This is a genomic window from Sporomusa sp. (assembly GCF_035561255.1).
Lineage (GTDB): Bacteria > Bacillota > Negativicutes > Sporomusales > Sporomusaceae > Sporomusa.
Map to the genome: position 1 here is coordinate 1 of NZ_DATMXX010000422.1, position 18308 is coordinate 18308.

General features: G+C 42.4%; 18 protein-coding genes. 7 read left to right on the top strand and 11 right to left on the bottom strand.

Features of this window, described 5'->3' with window-relative positions:
• The first annotated feature begins 121 nt into the window (after positions 1–121).
• A complete protein-coding gene (locus VN379_RS24570) occupies positions 122–1045 on the top strand; it encodes an NAD(P)-dependent oxidoreductase (RefSeq protein WP_325538766.1) in 924 nt (307 codons plus the stop codon).
• Positions 1046–1057: 12 nt separating this feature from the next.
• Here the strand turns inward: VN379_RS24570 and ftsH are convergent, their stop codons facing one another.
• From ftsH to VN379_RS24590, 4 genes are all read right to left on the bottom strand, one after another.
• Positions 1058–2869, bottom strand: a complete 1812-nt coding sequence (gene ftsH / locus VN379_RS24575) for an ATP-dependent zinc metalloprotease FtsH (RefSeq protein WP_325538767.1) — start codon at positions 2867–2869, stop codon at positions 1058–1060.
• 58 nt (positions 2870–2927) lie between these two features.
• Entirely contained in the window at positions 2928–4607 is a 1680-nt protein-coding gene (locus VN379_RS24580) for an MDR family MFS transporter (protein ID WP_325538768.1), read from the bottom strand.
• 189 nt (positions 4608–4796) lie between these two features.
• Positions 4797–5801: an NADH:flavin oxidoreductase gene (locus VN379_RS24585; RefSeq protein ID WP_325538769.1), complete on the bottom strand. Its 1005-nt coding sequence runs from the start codon at positions 5799–5801 to the stop codon at positions 4797–4799.
• A 23-nt stretch (positions 5802–5824) separates the two neighbouring features.
• Complete coding sequence (locus VN379_RS24590) at positions 5825–6487, bottom strand: flavodoxin family protein (protein WP_325538770.1); 663 nt, start codon at positions 6485–6487, stop codon at positions 5825–5827.
• Between the two features lie 114 nt (positions 6488–6601).
• Here VN379_RS24590 and VN379_RS24595 point away from each other — a divergent pair, with 114 nt between their 5' ends.
• Positions 6602–6931: a helix-turn-helix domain-containing protein gene (locus VN379_RS24595; protein WP_325538771.1), complete on the top strand. Its 330-nt coding sequence runs from the start codon at positions 6602–6604 to the stop codon at positions 6929–6931.
• A 65-nt stretch (positions 6932–6996) separates the two neighbouring features.
• Here VN379_RS24595 and VN379_RS24600 read toward each other — a convergent pair whose 3' ends face one another.
• The gene (locus VN379_RS24600) at positions 6997–7488 is read right to left on the bottom strand and encodes a GNAT family N-acetyltransferase (RefSeq protein WP_325538772.1); all 492 of its coding nucleotides are present in this window, start codon (positions 7486–7488) and stop codon (positions 6997–6999) included.
• Positions 7489–7526: 38 nt separating this feature from the next.
• Complete coding sequence (locus VN379_RS24605; protein ID WP_325538773.1) at positions 7527–7988, bottom strand: MarR family winged helix-turn-helix transcriptional regulator; 462 nt, start codon at positions 7986–7988, stop codon at positions 7527–7529.
• Positions 7989–8847: 859 nt separating this feature from the next.
• On the opposite strand from VN379_RS24605, the gene VN379_RS24610 reads away from it, so the two are divergent.
• Positions 8848–9270, top strand: a complete 423-nt coding sequence (locus tag VN379_RS24610; RefSeq protein WP_325538774.1) for a hypothetical protein — start codon at positions 8848–8850, stop codon at positions 9268–9270.
• 56 nt (positions 9271–9326) lie between these two features.
• Here VN379_RS24610 and VN379_RS24615 read toward each other — a convergent pair whose 3' ends face one another.
• A complete protein-coding gene (locus VN379_RS24615) occupies positions 9327–11438 on the bottom strand; it encodes a catalase (RefSeq protein WP_325538775.1) in 2112 nt (703 codons plus the stop codon).
• A gap of 101 nt (positions 11439–11539) precedes the next feature.
• The gene (locus tag VN379_RS24620) at positions 11540–12400 is read right to left on the bottom strand and encodes a 4Fe-4S binding protein (protein ID WP_325538776.1); all 861 of its coding nucleotides are present in this window, start codon (positions 12398–12400) and stop codon (positions 11540–11542) included.
• 121 nt (positions 12401–12521) lie between these two features.
• Between VN379_RS24620 and VN379_RS24625 the strand changes: the two genes are divergently transcribed.
• Positions 12522–13217 (top strand): winged helix-turn-helix domain-containing protein, encoded by a 696-nt coding sequence (locus VN379_RS24625; protein WP_325538777.1) that lies wholly within the window; start codon positions 12522–12524, stop codon positions 13215–13217.
• A gap of 186 nt (positions 13218–13403) precedes the next feature.
• Here the strand turns inward: VN379_RS24625 and VN379_RS24630 are convergent, their stop codons facing one another.
• Positions 13404–14096: an aspartate/glutamate racemase family protein gene (locus VN379_RS24630; protein ID WP_325538778.1), complete on the bottom strand. Its 693-nt coding sequence runs from the start codon at positions 14094–14096 to the stop codon at positions 13404–13406.
• Positions 14097–14354: 258 nt separating this feature from the next.
• On the opposite strand from VN379_RS24630, the gene VN379_RS24635 reads away from it, so the two are divergent.
• From VN379_RS24635 to VN379_RS24645, 3 genes are all read left to right on the top strand, one after another.
• A complete protein-coding gene (locus tag VN379_RS24635; RefSeq protein ID WP_325538779.1) occupies positions 14355–15395 on the top strand; it encodes a threonine aldolase family protein in 1041 nt (346 codons plus the stop codon).
• A gap of 219 nt (positions 15396–15614) precedes the next feature.
• A complete protein-coding gene (locus VN379_RS24640; RefSeq protein ID WP_325538780.1) occupies positions 15615–16100 on the top strand; it encodes a CBO0543 family protein in 486 nt (161 codons plus the stop codon).
• A 171-nt stretch (positions 16101–16271) separates the two neighbouring features.
• Positions 16272–16892, top strand: a complete 621-nt coding sequence (locus tag VN379_RS24645) for a YidC/Oxa1 family membrane protein insertase (protein WP_325538783.1) — start codon at positions 16272–16274, stop codon at positions 16890–16892.
• Positions 16893–16957: 65 nt separating this feature from the next.
• Here the strand turns inward: VN379_RS24645 and VN379_RS24650 are convergent, their stop codons facing one another.
• Positions 16958–17380, bottom strand: coding sequence for a PPC domain-containing DNA-binding protein (locus tag VN379_RS24650; RefSeq protein WP_325538781.1), 423 nt, complete (start codon positions 17378–17380; stop codon positions 16958–16960).
• 100 nt (positions 17381–17480) lie between these two features.
• The coding region (locus tag VN379_RS24655) for an SAM-dependent methyltransferase (RefSeq protein WP_325538782.1) at positions 17481–18308 on the bottom strand (828 nt) is incomplete at its 5' end.

Below are 18308 nucleotides of genomic sequence, written 5' to 3' on the forward strand. Positions count from 1 at the left end.
CGTCCACATGATATTTATTATTCTTATTTACAAAATATAAGATAGTCTCCCTAAAATTACCTCGTGATGGTAAAGTGATTATAAGTTGATATTCATAACGACTTATAAGGGAGATCAGATTATGAGAATTCTTTTAGCAGGCAGAGCTGGTGATGTAGGAAAAAACCTCACAGAGTATCTCAGCCGACAAGGCCATACATTAGTAATACTCGATAAAAATGGCGCACCCTTTGCCCGGGCAAAAAACAATGTTACTGCCTATACAGCAGATCTTATGGATTTAGCTTTACTCAAGGATATCGTTGACGGCAGTGATGTTGTTGTAAATTTAGCCTGGAGTTTTAGTGACAAACCGGAGGTTTTATTCAGTAATGATATGATCGGACAAATTAATTTGCTAAACGCCTGTGCAGCCACAAGTGTAAAACGATTTATCTATACAAGCACTGCCAGCGTTTATGGTACGCCTCCCGCCGGGCTTGTTGATGAAGAATATTTTTGCCGGCCAGAGCACGCACGCAAGCCGTTATATGCAGTTGCTAAGCTTTGTGCCGAGCAGTTAGGTCTGGCCCTTGGCCGCCAGCAAAACCTGCCTGTTACTGTATTTCGTTTTTGGTGGGCCTTTGGCGATACTATCGGGGGGAAACATCTGCGTGAACTAGTAAAACTGGCCCTCACCGGCCAGCCCTTACAAATGGTGGCCGGTGCCGGGGGGGTCTTTGTTAGTATGAATGACTTAGGGGCAGCCGTTGAACTGGCTGCTACCAGACCGGCAGCTGTCGGCAACACCTACAATATTGGCAGTCTGTTTTTATCCTGGGAAGAAATCGGCCAGACAATTATCCATTTAACACAATCAACATCACGGCTGCAGTTGATAGACGCTCAAGACTGGAACGGCCCTGCGTTTCTCAACGAAACCTGGTGCCTTAGCTGGGATAAAGCCGCTAAGGATATAGGCTATCAGCCTTTATTAGGTACCACTGACAGCCATGCTGCATTTCGTAGTGCTTTGGCAAAATGTATCGCTGGAATTACAAATTAACTGACTTCATTATTAAGACCTTGAATTTACAATACTGGTAAGCTGATCTCCTGAAATTACCTCTTTATCTTTTAGAAACTTTGCAACTTCGTGTAAAACATCAATATGCTCTGTTAAAATCTGCTTAGCTGTATTTTGTGCTTCATTTAACAATCGATGAATTTCTTCATCAATATACGATATAGTCGCAGGACTCAAATCCTCCCGGCCTGAGGTCCCGCTTCTTAGGTAGGTCCCGGTAGTATTAGCATAACGAACCGGTCCTAACTTGGGGGACATCCCGAACTCAGTAACCATGCGTCGCGCCATTTCAGTTGCCCGTTCAAGGTCATTTGACGCACCCGTAGAGCCTTCATCAAAGATAATAAGTTCGGCCGCTCTTCCACCAAGCATAACGGCCATGCGGGCCTTAAGCTCATTTTCTCCAATAATATAGCGGTCTTCCTCCGGCATCTGCATGGTATAGCCTAATGCCCCCTTGGCTGTAGGGATAATACTGATTTTGTGAACCGGATCAGTACCGGGGAGGTAATAAGCAGTAAGGGCATGGCCAACCTCATGATAAGAAACCTTAGTCCGGACATTATCAGAAAGGGGCGTTTTCCGCTGCAGTCCGGCTACAACCCGTTCAATAGCCAGGTCAAAATCAGCCATAGAAATCGTTTTAGATTGTTGCCGAATGGCTAACAGGGAGGCTTCATTGGCAATATTGGCCAGTTCAGCGCCTGAGAAACCGGCTGTTATCTTAGCAAGGCGATCAAGATTTACGTCACTGTCCAGAGGCATGCTGCGGGTGTGAATTGTAAGAATTTCAAGACGACCAGGTTCAGTCGGTAAGTTTACCTGAATTTGCCGGTCAAAGCGCCCTGGCCGTATCAATGCAGCATCCAGAATTTCCGGGCGATTGGTAGCCGCCATAATGACTACACCGGAATTGGCCTGAAATCCGTCCATTTCTGCCAGCAACTGATTAAGTGTATTTTCCTGCTCGCTGTTGCCCCCCATCCGTCCGATACTTGTACGGGCTTGTCCAATGGCATCAATTTCGTCAATAAAGATAATACAGGGAGCCTTTTTTTGCGCCTGCTCGAACAGATCGCGCACCCTTGCGGCTCCCACCCCGACAAACATTTCCACAAAACTTGAACCTGTAAGAAAAAAGAATGGAACGCCCGCCTCGCCAGCTGTCGCTTTAGCGAGAAGTGTCTTGCCTGTCCCAGGTGAGCCGGCAAGCAGCACCCCTTTAGGCAGCCTTGCCCCCATTTGACTAAACTTCTCTGGATATTTCAGGTATTCAATGATTTCCCGCAGTTCAATTTCCGCCTCGCCAACCCCACCGACATCACTGAATTTAATCCCAATCATTTCCCCCTGAATCTCATGAGCCTTACTTTTCCCCAGGGACATGGCGCTCGGACCACCCCCGCCCATCCGGTTAAAAATGAAATACCAGATTAAGAGTAACGGTAACAGGGGCAAAACCCACCCTAACAGGGTTGAAAGCAAACTTTTCGTTGGAGCCTGAGCAGAAAAAGCTACCCCGGAAGCAACCAGACGATCAATCAACTCAGGATCACTGACTGCCACAACATTCGCTACAGTTTCTTTTTGCGTATCCGTAGCTTTTAATGTAAAGACAATACGATCACCATTCAAAATAACCTCATTAACCTTGTTCTCATTTAAATTCTGAAGAAAAACATTATAACTTACTTCGGTTTCACGAAGAATGAATGGCTTATATACAAGATCGTTAAAAAGCCAAGTTGACAGAATGGCTATAATAAGATACCATGCGGAAAAACTCCGTTGTTTTTTATCCATATTATCCTTCCTTTTATTGCCGTAATTCCATCATGGGAATGAGTCGCCACACGCCTGGTCACTTTTTCTGTTTGGGCTGATCTCCATCAATAAGGTCAGGGACGAGCTCAGCCGCTAACTCGATCTCAGCAGCCAATCCATCAGCATATAAGGTTACACCTGCTTGCTCGGCAATCGGCCTGTCGGCTCTGTTGTTAAGCTTCGCTCGCCCCATTAGAAGGCTGACAAGGATACCGGCAATTGAGACAATCATGGCAACCCAAAAGACGATATGGAGTGAATCCGCCAGCGCCGTTTTAAGCGCCGGCAGCAAAAGCTGTTGCATATTAGCTGTCATCATATGCAGAGCCTCCGGGCTGAGCAAAATATTAAATAAACTACGGGGATCAGCTTGAGCTCTTGTCAGCATATCTGCCATAGAGCCGGTCGCCGCCAATGGTATATTCTGAATGACTGGGAAAAATTCTTGTTGCATCACGTTGACTGAATGGCCATTGAAGATTGCCCCAAGTATCGTAATCCCCATAGTTCCGCCAATACTGCGGAAAAATTGAGTTGCTGAGGTTGCCACCCCGCGCTGCTCCGGCCCAAAAGCACTCTGCACTGCAAGGGTAAGGATAGGTGTTACTGTGCCGATGCCAGCCCCCAGGATAAAGATATATATCATCGCTGTAAACTGTGTCGTAGTCACAGCCATCGTACTCAACAGAAAAAAAGCAAGAGCCATTAACGCCATCCCGGCTATATACATCGACCGAAAGGAAACTTTAGTGGCAAAACGGCCAACGACAACACTTGTGAGCATCATCGAGATCATCATCGGTAACATGGTGTTACCTGAACTGGTTGCGCTTATGCCCAGCACACCTTGAAAAAACAAGGGTAAAAACATTGTCGAACCAAACATGCCTAAGCCCATTAAGAATCCAACAATATTAGAAACCGTAAAAATCCTGTTCTTAAATAAATCAAGACTTAATACCGGCTCTATAGCCTTATTTTCGATATTAATAAATAATACCCAGGATATCAGCGATATTCCCATCAACCCAAGAATCTGCCATGATAACCATGGGTATTCCGTACCGCCGAGATTTAAGCCTAACAGTAACCCTACAGTTCCAGTAATCAGTGTGATTGAGCCTGCGTAATCAATAACTACCTTATCAGTCAGTATCGTTTCATTTTTTAACCCAAGATATATCGTAATTGTTGCTAAAATACCAATAGGTAAATTTATGTAGAATACCCAATTCCATGATGAGTAATCAACAATCCACCCCCCAATTGTTGGGCCAATTACTGAAGCCAGGCCAAATATGGCCCCCATAATCCCTTGCCATTTCCCACGTTCCTCGGGAGGAAAAATATCTCCCACAATCGTCATGGCTAAAGGCATCATGATCCCACCGCCAATCCCCTGTAACGCCCGATAGATAATCAATTCCGGCATATTATTACTAGTCCCGCAAAGAGCAGAGCCCAGCATAAATACTATCAGCCCGGTAATATAGACTACACGGCGTCCATAAAGGTCTGCAAGTTTACCGGCTATCGGCACTACGGTTGTCGATGTTAACATATAAGCCGTAGTTACCCAGGTCATAATGCTCAACCCGCCAAGCTCACCAATAATTCTCGGCATAGCAGTTCCAACTACAGTCTGGTTTAACGAAGAAAAAAACATTGCCAATAACAGTCCTGCCACAAGCGTTGTACGCTGACTTTCTGCAATCACAGTTTTCTTTCGCCTCCTTTGGCGTTCTGACCTAATTATAATTTACATGTTAGCAAGAATTTATTATCAGCAAAAAGCAGACGAGGGGACGGTGGTAGTGTCTTGTTGAAATCTCAAGACACTACCACTGCCCCCTGTTTTTTCAGGTTACGATTACGCAAGTCTTTTCTGCACTACCAAGACACTATATTATACAAATACACACATATTGCCATCTGTTCTAAAACACGCATTGCAGGATATGCATTCAGCTTCGCTATTACTATCGTTCCGCCATTTATTTACAAGATTTGGTTCCCTGAGTAAAGGCCGGGAAAGAGAGAAATATTCAATAGCAGACGTATTTAGTATCTCTTCCATAACCGCAGGGGTCCTATTAAATCCTACTAATATAATCGGCACCTTGACCTCTGCTGCGATACGGGCAGCATAATTCCTGAAAATCGATTCCGGGTACGGATGATTCATGCAGTTCTTTAATTCATCAGCGCCACCACTAATCTCAATGGCGTTAATGCCCCTGCTGGCTAATTCTAGACAGGTATACCTACAAGAATTAAACCCCGCCACCTCATCGCCAGCATCGGTCCCGTTAATTTTTATAAAGATATTGAAATCGCTTCCTGTTTTATTTCTAATTTCATCATATATCTCCAGAATTATTCTGGCCCGATTTTCAATAACACCACCGTATTCATCCTGCCGGATATTTTTCTGCGGGTCGAGAAATTGGCTCAAGAAATAACCATGCGCCGCATGGATTTGCACCCCGTCAAAACCAGCCGCTTTGGCTCTATCGGCCCCTTCCCCGAATGCTTTTACAATTAATTTTATGTCATTACGTGTGGGTGACGCTGGTGTCCACATCTCTCCACCCTTGCCGCTATAAGCAAGCTGCATAATAATCGGGCATCCGCTTCCATGAACCATGTTTGTAAATCTACGATAGTCGTCAATAAGTGAATCAGAATAAATACCTGGCATTCCCGGCAGTGTTGTGGAATCTGGCGTAAAATAAGTGCCCCCGGTTATTATTAAACCAACGCCGCCTTGGGCCAGTGTCTCATATACTTTAAACAATCTGTCTGTTAAATGTCCGTCGCTGCCTGCCAGGCCTTCCCAAGTTGCCGAACGTATAATCCGGTTTTTCAACTTCATCGGGTTGATGGTCGTTTCATCAAACAAGGTTTTCATATTTTTAGTCTCCTTTATCTATATTACTGGTTAATCCCTATACCTTGTTTGGCAAACCTTGCTCCCATCGCAAACGCTTTCTTACAGTCCTCCGGGAATTCTTCTTTACGTCTCTGGGCTTTCTTCTCAGGGTCAAACCGGGGGGCTACCATTTTTGAATAATCATCAAACTGATATGTATCCAAACTACTGAGCGTCTCTGCTTCTCCGAATATGCGCCCCAGCATATTTTCGATTATAGCAAACTGCTGCGAATAACCAAGTTCTTTTACCTGTTCTTCGGTAGCATTCATTGTATAAATAATCCCTGTTGGAATCTTCTTAGGAAACAGAGATTGTGGCGGGTTGGAGTAAACCGAATATTGAAATATTAATCGATCCATAAATGCCCCCATCTCCCCTGTAACCCTGCCAAGATAAATAGGTGAGCCCAGGATGATTGCGTCCGCTTCCTCAACTTTTTTGAAAACAGGTGCCAGATCATCCTGTATGGGACACTTACCGTAACTTTTGCCCCCTTTCGTTTTGCAGGCGAAACAGCTAATACAGCCTTTGTAATTAAGATCATAAAGATGAATCAGTTCGGTCTCTGCACCTTGCGTAACCGCACCTTCCAATGCTTTATTCAGGAGAGTTGCAGTATTCCATTTCTTTCTCGGGCTTCCGTTAAACGCGATTATTTTCATGTACTGTATACCTCCACCTTATTTTACTTGATTTCCTTTATTTAATTGTATATGATCTTAACCAGAAGGCAAGTACGCACTTAGAAGGTAGATACTATCTAAAAGGAGAGCAGTATGACTAATTGCTCAATGAGTGAATGTGATAAGTCGGTCGCATATACCTTATCTGTTGTTGGCGGTAAATGGAAGTGGATTATATTAGCTATATTATTTCAAAATGGGGTGCAACGATACGGACAGATAAAAAAAAGTATCGCCGCTATCACCCATAAAATGCTAAGTCAACAACTCAAAGAACTAGAAGCAGAACAATTGATTCATCGAAAAGAGTATCAGCAGATCCCGCCCAAAGTGGAATACTCCTTAACTGAGAAAGGAAAAACATTAATCCCGATTTTGCAGTTCATGGCCGATTGGGGTACAAAGCACAGACCTCTTAGATAACGAATAAAACCAGCACAAAGCTGGTTTTATTCGTTATCACCAAAATCCATTCCATCCTCTGATTGTTACTTTAGTGTAATCTTGTAAAATCTGGTATCTACTTTCATAATTGGAAATGTATTTGGTAATAGCTCACTAGCTATTTGAACAAACCGGTTTTTCTCATAAAAGCGATGTGCCGCCAGAAATTTTTCGGTGGTTCCCAGGTAAATTTCATGTATGTCATGCTTACTTGCCCATGACATACATGAAACTAGCAACAGTTCTGCTATATTATAGCGTCTCCCTCTATAATCAGCTTCTACAAACATTTTTCTTAATGCCACTTGATGGTTCCCAATATCTATCAGCGCAATCGTTCCAACAACCTGGTTATTATCAAGAGCTACCCAAAAATTACCGCATCCTGATTGATAGAAGTTGGGGATATCACTTAAATCTGGTTGATCTTCTTTGCTTATAGGAATATCAAACTCATTGCGTTGAATATTGAGAATTAAATTAATAACATCCTCTTGATACGCTGGAGAAAAATCTCGTATAATGATTTCTTCCAATTTGTGTACGCCTCCTTGTAGACCTTTCCCATTACTCACTAATGCTCTTCTTTGTATGATTTTAACTCTTTCCAATCCTGCTCAATATTCTCGCACATCTTTTTTAATAATTGATGTACAGTGTGTCTTTCTTCTAGCGTAAAACCTTTAAGACAGACTTCGAGATTCCGGTTTTCATCTTGAATGATAAAAGAATAAATTTCCTTAGCTTTTAGAGTAGGAAATAAATGCCACATCCTTTTGTCTACACTATCACGTTCCCGCAATACATAATTCTCTTCTATTAACTTTTGTATCGCCTTAGTTGTTGTAGCCTTATCCACTTTAAGAATATTGGAGAGATCAATCAGATTAATACCCGGATGCTCGCAAATGCGCGTCAGAAAAATAAACTGACCTCTCTGCAGTTTAAATTCCCGAAACCGAATATCACTAATCGACTGAATACTGCGGGCAAGCATACCCACTTCGCGAAGAATCTCATTTTTTAGCTTAGTCATAGAAACCCTCCATTTAAGTAGTTGACATTTCAACTACTTAAATTTTAATGCCAAGTAGTTGAAATGTCAACTACTTGGCATTAAAAAAGTTTATCATATTTTTTAGAAGCCCATAAGCCCCTTTACACGACAGCAGTTTTCTGCCGAAGTTAAGTCTATTAAGCAGTTGGTTGCTTATCTATCACAAAAGCATGGCTTTCACCAGCACTACGTGCTTTTATTAAAACCGTCGATCAAGCTTTTTTAATTCATCCCGGTTGAACTAATTTATCGTAGGTTGCATACTGAGAACACACCGCTTGCATAAAAATGCACTGCCATAAGCAGACAATCTGGCGTATAAATCAAGGCTTCTAAGGTATTTTCCTCAGAAGCCTTTTACAATGCTTTTTAGACATCAGAGTAAGGTATATGCGGTAATGAGAAAAAGATTGGGAAAGCATTTACGATATAAACGAAGATATTGATAAGATACGGCAGTTAGATTTTGCACTTAGAAATGGCTCATCATTTTGTATTTAATCACAAGCCATTGTAATGTATACATGTATAATTATTAGAGTCAATACATAAATACTTCATTTATTTAGTTCTTTATATTATAATGTATCCAACTATTAGAGGAAGGAGGATGAGACCATGCCGTGTACAATCACACTGGGTAAAAGTGGGATGGTAAATATCTGGCTACACACCTGTTGCAACCTGGAACGCTCTGTAATAGTGTTGTTGGAGCTTATACTGATGTCCGTCTTGTGGCGTAGTGTCGTACCGATGATGAGCGCTCCTTTCCGACTTTCCGGATAGTTTGCGTCACAAATTAAAGTCACCTAAAACGCAAATCCGGAGGTTGGTAAAAATGCATCAATATCCACAGAATCTTGGATTCGCCAGTTATGCCGACCTGCTGGAACATTCTAAGATTCTTTATTCAAAATCTAATATCAAATGGTACGTCACAGAGCTAGCTGGAGGTATATGGGCAGCCTGGAACTGCCTGGATAGTTTAAGTAATAATTATAAGCACTTTTCATCTTATGATGAGGCTAAGAAATATATTGACCAGCTTTACTATTCGCTTTACGGATATCCGCTGTATATGGCACAGGTTGGGTCGAAAATTAATATCCACTGCGAGTATTGTCAGAATAACCTGCAACTATCCTTTATCCATGAGGATGAGAATATTGCTTGGCTACTTTGTCCAAACATTGAAAACAACGAAGAGGCTCATGATAGTCTTGCGGTTCCTATCGCTATGACTGGATGTAAAGTTGGATAATTGTTCAAGAACGCACATTTAAATTGCAAATGTGCGTTCTTTTATGTTTTCCCAGTCTATGGACGTGCCCAATGCCGGTGCAGGGCAACAGAGTTAATGAATGCCTCACCAAAGCTGCGCCAGTCAGTAGCATTGCGGATGGTTACCACACCAAGCCCATTGCTCAGTTGCCCGGTACTATCCGGCGGAGCAAGCTGTACACGCCCCGCATCAGAGGCCCGGAGTAAATCCACGCCTTCATTGGCAGCAGCGATCGTTTTGGCATGTTTAAACGCCTCATTGATAAAATCGCGTGCATCCGGTGTTTTTGATAAGTTCTCAATACTCTTGGCCCCGCCGGGTACATAAACTGCATCGTACAAAACGGCATGTGCTGTTGTAAAATCTTTCGCTGCTTCCAGTGGATTGCCCTCAGCACTGGCGAGCATCCCCATACGGCTGCTAACGATATCTGCACTAACCCCGGCATTTGTGAGCACGTTTAAAACCTGCATGACAGCAGGATAGCAAAAACCATTTTCCGCAAGCACTGCAACCTTTCTTGTCCTGGGAGTCTTTTTCGTATTTGCCTGGCTGACTGCGGCAGAGGCTGCGGCCACCCCCGTTCCGCCCTGCTCCACCGGCGGGGTTGCGCCGATGCCAAGAGCAATCTGTCTGGCAAGTTCCGGAGCAACCTGGTTAAACAGATCCACAACACGCTGTTTAAGCGTTTTATCCTTGACACTGCCTACCTCAAAATGGAAGGCATCGATAATGTGTTCCTTCTCCGGGGTCGACATGCTGTTCCAAAAAAGTGTGGCCTGACTGTAAAAATCCTGGAAGCTGTCACTGCGCGCACGGATTTTACGTGCATCGATCTTTTCGGCGTAATGAACATAACTCTCCTCTACCGGAGCAGGAACCGGAGAATTCTGTTGCAGTGCATTAGGGGAATAGCTGGTAACCCCTTTATCCACAGTCATGCGGTGATAACCGTCGCGCTGGTTGTTATGAATGGGGACAACAGGACGGTTAACCGGGATTTCATGAAAATTCGGCCCGCCCAGGCGGATAAGCTGCGTGTCCTGATAAGAGAATAGGCGCCCCTGCAACAACGGATCATTGCTAAAATCAATTCCCGGGACGATATTACCTGGACAAAAAGCCACTTGTTCAGTTTCCGCAAAAAAGTTGTCTACATTACGGTTTAAGGTCATTTTACCAATGATCTTTACCGGTACTAACTCTTCAGGCCAAAATTTAGTGGGATCAAGAATATCAAAATCGAAATCGAATTCCTGGTCCTCATCCAGCATTTGTACACCAAATTCGAACTCAGGATAATTCCCCTGGTCAATGGCATCCCACAGGTCCCGCCGATGGAAATCAGGATCCTTTCCTGACAGCTTTTGGGCTTCGTCACGAACCAGCGAGTGCACCCCCAGCAAAGGTTTCCAATGGAATTTTACAAAACGGGCCCGTCCTTGCGCATTGACAAAGCGATATGTATTAACACCAAAGCCTTCCATCATGCGGAAACTGCGGGGAATCGCCCTGTCCGACATCACCCACATGACCATATGCACGGTTTCCGGAGTGTTTACGACAAAATCCCAAAAAGTATCGTGCGCCGTTGTTGCCTGCGGTACTTCATTATGTGGTTCAGGCTTAACAGCATGAATGACATCAGGAAATTTGATGGCATCCTGAATGAAAAATACCGGAATATTGTTCCCAACAAGGTCGTAGTTACCATCCTCGGTATAGAATTTTGTCGCAAATCCCCGCACATCACGCACCGTATCAGCCGAACCACGTGAGCCTGCTACAGTGGAGAATCGGACAAAAACCGGTGTCTTGACAGAGGTATCCTGCAAGAACTTGGCTTTGGTATATTCCGCCATCGGCTCATAAACCTGAAAAAAGCCATGCGCCCCGAAACCACGGGCATGAACCACCCGCTCCGGTATACGTTCATGGTCAAAGTGGGTGATTTTCTCCCGAAAATGAAAATCTTCCATTAAAGTGGGTCCCCGCACTCCGGCCTTAAGCGAGTCGTCGGTATTGGAAATTTTCACACCCATATTGGTTGTCAGTTTTTGATCTTTATGATCGGAACTATAGCTCTCCATCTGCCGGATTTTTTTATTATCACCGGGAGCGGGTGAATTGCCTTGATCCTGCTGCATATTCCTAGCACCTCCTATGGCATCAATATTATTTAGCGGTTGTGACTGTTAAATGATACCATTAGTGTGCCGGATGTATTGTTATTTATGCAGTACAGACATCAAGGCAATGTTACAGAAGACTTTGTCATAGATATTTCTTGTTGAAAAGCAGCTACCCCAATGCGGTCTATTACATCACCAATTCGCTCGCCCTTCAAGCCCAGCCGTTTATAAACATCCAGTATTGCCTGAACGTAAGAAATAGCTTCCTGTTCAGGAATAACTGCAAAAATTCTGGTACCTAGCATCGGTTGTTTTCCGATTTTGCCCCCAACATACACTGCATATCCCTGCTTTTCGGCACGTAACGCCTGCTGGGGGCAATTCTTCACACATGTTCCACACCCAACACACTTATTCATATCAATATGTGGCATAAAACCCCGGACCTCCATTGCTGCAACTTTACACCCCTGTATACAGCAGTTGCAGCCAACACAGCCACTAGTCACTGCCGGGATAGCAACGCCGTGAAGTCCAATATCATTTATTTGAGGTTTTGCACACGAACTTGGACAACCACTGACAGCGATTTTCGTTTTGCCTGCCAACTCCTGTCCTACTATTAAATCATTCAGCTGAGTAGTCAGCATGATTGTATCGCCAATTCCCCGCTTACAAAGTCTAATACCCGGGCAAGCAATAACGGTCAATACCCTTGCCCCGCGAACCGCAAGCAGTAAGCCAAAATCATGTATCTCTTTAAAAACTAAATCCAATTGGTTTTCCTGCACCCAATGTATCTCTACTGACTGACGAGTCGTAATGTGCAGCTGCCCCCGGCCATATTTAACAGACAGCTCTGCTAATTTATGAAACTGATCACTCGTCAAATTACCAGCAATAGTGCGAATGCGTATCGCAGAAAATCCAGGTTGCTGTTGGTCGATTTTTCCATGTTGTCTAGTAGCGTTATGCATACAGTACGGCACCTCTTTTAAAGTATTTTTTTCTTATCCTTTTGCCTCTAGTGGTATTGTAACATGGCAATAATTCGGTTATCATCGAAGTATAAATGTAATGTCTGGAGGTTGAGTAAATATGAATTCAAACCCTAATCTTGCTGAGGTGGCCGCTCTTATCGGTGATCCATCACGTGCCGCAATGCTTATTAGTTTACTTGGAGGAAAAACTTTACCTGCAGGCGACTTGGCCCGGTCTGCTCGAATATCCCCCCAGACGGCCAGTACCCACCTTGCTAAAATGGTAAAAGGTGGTCTGCTCATGCAAGAATCTTTCGGCCGACATAAATATTTCCGACTCGCAAGCAGTGAGGTTGGCCATGCATTGGAGGCACTTCAAATCATTTCACCACCAAAACCAGTCCGTTCACTCAGGGAATCAACGCAATTGCACGCCTTGCAATTTGCACGTACTTGCTATGACCATCTAGCAGGTAAAATCGGCGTTGCCCTGACAGACAGGCTCCTCGAACTGAATTTGATAGAGAAATCAGGGTCAGAGTTTATATTAAGTGCAGAAGGCAAGACAAGATTACACAATTTTGGAGTAGCTGTCGAAAAAAGCCCTAAGAGTCGTCGTTGTTTTGCCCGTCAATGTTTGGATTGGAGCGAACGGCGGTATCATTTAGCTGGAAGCTTAGGAGCCTCCCTTACAAAACGGTTATTTGAACTTAAATGGATAGAAAACTTTCCTGATGGCCGTGCTGTCCGTGTAACCGATGCTGGAATCAAAGGATTATTTGACGAGTTTGGCTTGATTATAAATGCTGACTAAAAGATGCCGTAAAAAAGACCCCACCTTTGATCTACAAAGCGTTGAGATCATAATAAGGATAGCTTCAATTAACATTTTTTTCTACAGGTTAATATCATAAGCAAACCGTCGTTACGCTTGTATATCAAACAAGTGTAACGACGGTTTCATTTTAATCGCCAGTAATCTTTGCGGAGAAACTCATCACTATCTTAATGCAAATTCAACTGCCGCTGTAGCATGTATTTGTGTGGTATCAAAAATTGGCACGATGCAATCTTTTTGTCTAATTAGCAGGGGGATTTCCGTGCAGCCTAATACAACACCTTCTGCGCCAAGGCTATTCATATGATCAATGATTTTTACAAACGACTGACGCGACGATTCCAGGATTTTACCCAAAACCAGCTCATGGTAAATAACCGAATGAATCACTTCACGCTCATCTACATCTGGTATAACCACCTCAATACCATGTTTCTGGGCTAAGCGGCCTTTATAAAAATCTTGTTCCATGGTAAATTTTGTTCCTAGTAGAGCCACCTTACGCAGCCCCCTTTTCTTGACTTCATCCGCAGCAGCATCTGCAATGTGCAATACAGGAATACCTACCTGGCTTTCAACCGCTTCTGCCATTTTATGCATGGTATTCGTGCAGATGACTATAAAATCTGCACCACCGTTTTTCAAGCGCATCCCTGCGTCAATCATTAGCTCAGTAAGCTTTTCCCAATCACCCTGATGCTGAAGCTTCTCAAACTCCCCGAAATCAACAGAGTACATTATGCTCTTTGCTGAATGGGTACCGCCTGCCTTATCTCTAACTAACTCGTTGATTATGCGATAATAGACAGCCGATGATTCCCAGCTTAATCCACCAATCAAACCAATAGTTTTCATGTTCTTTTGCCCTCAATTCTCTTGTTTTTACGCTATAATAAGCAACTTACTTAAATAATTCCCGTATACCGAAAAAAGACCTGCCAATTTGTACAAAATTTAACAGGATTCTGATTATCACCCACTGCCCTTAAGAACTGTTAATTATTCAACTTCTCCAAAGTCCTATCCCCTTGACTATTGGCAACATAAGGTACAAAATATATCATTATATCGCACAAATATCAGAAGGTAAATAGTTAGAGGAGGCGCATAACAGTGTATAGTTTTAAAAATGACTACAGTGAGGGAGCCCATCCGAGAATATTAAATGCGTTGGTGGATGCTAACCTAGAGCAAAGCGAGGGTTATGGACAGGATCGTTATACAAAAAAGGCCGTTGAACTCTTAAAACAAAAAATCGGGCTTTGTGACATTGATATTCACCTGTTCTCTGGCGGTACGCAAACAAATTTGACCGCCCTGTCTGCGTTTTTAAGGCCACATGAAGCCATCATTGCACCTAATACCGGACATATTCTGGTTCACGAGACCGGAGCTATTGAGGCCACTGGTCACAAAATCATCTCCATCGAGGTAGGAAATGGAAAAATTAACACTACCGATATCAAGGTTGCTCTTGACACGCATATTGATGAGCATATGGTAAAACCAAAGCTTGTTTATATCTCGAATCCAACCGAAATTGGCTCAATTTACACCAAGAGTGAGTTGGAACAAATAAGCCGGTTTTGCAAACAAAAGAACCTATATTTATATATTGACGGTGCGCGGTTAGGGTCTGCACTATGCTCTGAAGAAAATGACCTGCAATTATCCGATTTAGGTGTCCTTGCAGATGCCTTCTATATCGGCGGAACCAAGAACGGCGCTCTACTGGGAGAAGCGCTTGTTATCTGCAGTGATTTGCTCAAAGAAGATTTTCGTTTTCATATGAAGCAAAAAGGGGCATTGATGGCGAAAGGCAGTATTCTTGGTATCCAGTTCCAGGAACTTTTCAGAGACAATCTGTACTTCGTCCTGGCGAAACATGCTAATGCAATGGCTAATTTGTTGAAAAATGCACTAAGCAATGAGGGGTATCAATTCCTGACACATTCTCCTACAAATCAGCTATTTCCGGTCTTGCCAAACTGGCTGATAGAAAAACTCCAGGAGAAGTATTCATTTTATATTTGGACAGATGTCGATGCCGAACATTCCGCCATCCGCCTTGTCACCTCTTGGGCTACTAAAGAAGCAGCAGTTTTTGCCTTTATTAAAGATTTGAAACTTTATATAACCAGCAGAGTATGCTAATGATGAACTCGAAACTGATAAAGGAATAGGCTATTGAACTAGCCTATAATATTATGAGGAAAATATGTTAGGTCGGTCTCGAAAAATCAAGTTTTAAATTTTCTGAAGTAGGGAAGTCTATTATTAGTCGATACAAAAGCGGTTAAGGTGTTGGTAAAATGGCTAATTTTTAATTAGCTGAGCGGAATTAGCAAATCGGCTTATGGAGAGGATCTAATAATGAATCTTACCCCGGAAATAATAATTACCATAATAGCAGCAGTGCTTACGTTATTGGTGTTAATTTTCGTTATAGATTGGCGGTATTTCCGGGACTGGATCGTTGTTCTACTATTCAAAGGTCTTATTGATTTTGCCTGGGGAAGTCCGGTTGTTAATCTGAAACTCATTGACTATCCGGTCCGGCTGCTACCTCATTATTACAATACATGCATACTGTTTGAATTATGGGTATTCCCCGTTCTGTGTGTGTGGTATAACCAGGTTACAAGAGATAAAAACCTCTTGTCCATAATTCTTTATGCGTTATTGTTCAGCGCGGGTATGACAGCGATAGAATATCCGATTGAAGTATATACAGAGCTTATAAAATATATTGAATGGAGTTGGTTTACCACCTTTTACACGTTAACAATAACGTTCTTACTGTCTAGGGCTTTTATTGCCTTTTACCGCTGGGGCTGCGACTATTTCGCTAAAGAATAATATGTATTTATATAACAAATTAATTTAAAGGGAACTACGTATTGGTTGTTGAATACACTATTCTACATTACGCGAGAGAAGTCATCTATTGTTACAGCAATGCCTGTGATTCTGCGTAAATTTATTGTCGTGAAGGAAGTGCTCTTGTTGTTTGGCTATTTTAGTCACTTAATGCAAATAGCGTTGTCTTTTTTTTATCATCTTACCAGCAAGTTTGGATTTCCAAACTATGGAGTAGCAATTATATTACTGACAGTATCTATCAAGATGCTGCTTTTACCTTTAACAATCAAACAGGTAAAATCCATGCGCATGATGAAAGAGCTAGGTCCTCAGCTAAAGAAATTGCAGGAAAAGCATAAGAATAACAAGTTAAAACAACAGGAAGAAATCTCTAAATTGTATAAGAATGCAGGTGTTAATCCGCTGGCTGGTTGCTTGCCGCTGCTGATTCAAATGCCTTTTTTGACTGGCATATTTTATATGATAAGAAACTTCAGTTATGTCAGCCAACCGAATTTTCTCTGGATAAAAAACCTGGCAGGCAGTGATCCATTTTATATCCTCCCAGTCCTTGCAATGCTCACTACCTATGTTTCAACTCAACAAACCATGGCTGACTCCAGTCAAAACAAATTAATGCTGCTAGTTATGCCTTGTTTTATTGGTTACATGACAATGCGTTTTCCAGCAGGACTCGGTTTGTACTGGGTGGTAAGCAATCTTGTCCAGATTATTCAACAATGGTTTTTATATCGCAAACCGGTTTCCGGCCAACGGATGCCCGTTTAGGACCTATAGCAAAGAGGACCAAACCCTGACTTTTCAGGGTTTGGTCCTCTTTTTTCTCACTATTTTTATTCGAATTTAAGCAAGTTTAGCCCAATTTCATCATTAAAGCACCGGCCAACTTCTCCGTCGATTATATCAACAATAATCTCAGCGGTGCAGCTTACCCATGCAGCAGTCAAATGCCCGCCAAAAGCGTTGTAGGAGCTATCGGTGAGGGTAATATGCGTATGTAAATAAACTTCGCCATCCATTCGGGTGATGTTCCCGACAAGTCCAGTAATCTCCATATCTTTTGTGATTTGCGTTGAATGGTACTCCTTCGTATTGGGATCAAATAGCCCAATAGTTGCTTTATTTACAGCCCCAATACCGGTGACACTTGCTAGCTTAATATTGTTTTCATTAGCAACTTTTTTAATTGTTTCAACGATCTCGTCTGCTCTGTCACACCTAATTATAATTTTTGTGCCAAATCTTTTCACTTCCATCTTCGCTTACCTCCGTCAGTTTTGCTTGATTCTATTTCAATTTTATATGAAGTAGTGATATATGTAAAATAGAATTGTTATGCCGGATATCGCATAGCTATCATATTCTCTTAATTGCCTTTACAATCCTAAACTTTTGGGCTGCCGGCTCAAAATCCGCTTTGTCAAAATATTTTTTTGCTAGTTGAATAGAATCTACTTCCTCCTTTAACTCAAATTCATACTGTGCTAAAAAATCCTGGATCTGCCCTTCAAGCATAAAGCCAGGTCTCTCACCGGCTTTGTCAAGGGATTGGTAGTGTTTTTTTGTATCATTATCAATAGTCTCTTGTCTACCATTCGAAACAGAGGCGTAATCAAAAACAAGCAGACTGCCTTGTGCTGAATAATTGCTTATAAGACTAAATGTACTCTCAATAGCTTCTGGAGTAAGATAATAGGTTAGGCCTTCGAGGAGAAAAAGACATCGGCGATTGTTTTGAAACCCGGCTTCATTTAATTTCTCTGCGAGTGACTCTTTAGTAAAATCAATGGCAATAAAAGTTAAATTCGATGTGAATCGGATGCTTTTTTTAGTAAACATACTTATTTTTGCTTGCTGGGTTACCGGGGCGTCAAGTTCAAAAACATTTGCATTCTTTAATTCATTTTTAAATCGAATAGCCCGGGAATCAAAGCCAGCCCCAAATATCAGTACCTGTTCAATGCCCGTAGTAACATCACTGAATATCTCGTCAATAAATTTAGTGCGTGAAATGACGTACTCATATATTCCCGGGACTTTAAACAGTGCTTTCTTTAAAAGAGTCCGCAGAACATCAAACTTGGCTATTGTTTTAAAATACGAGGGTAGAATCATGGGGGCGATAAAATCTTCACTTTTATAATATGAATCTTTTTCATAATAGGAAGTCGCCCGCATAAGAGC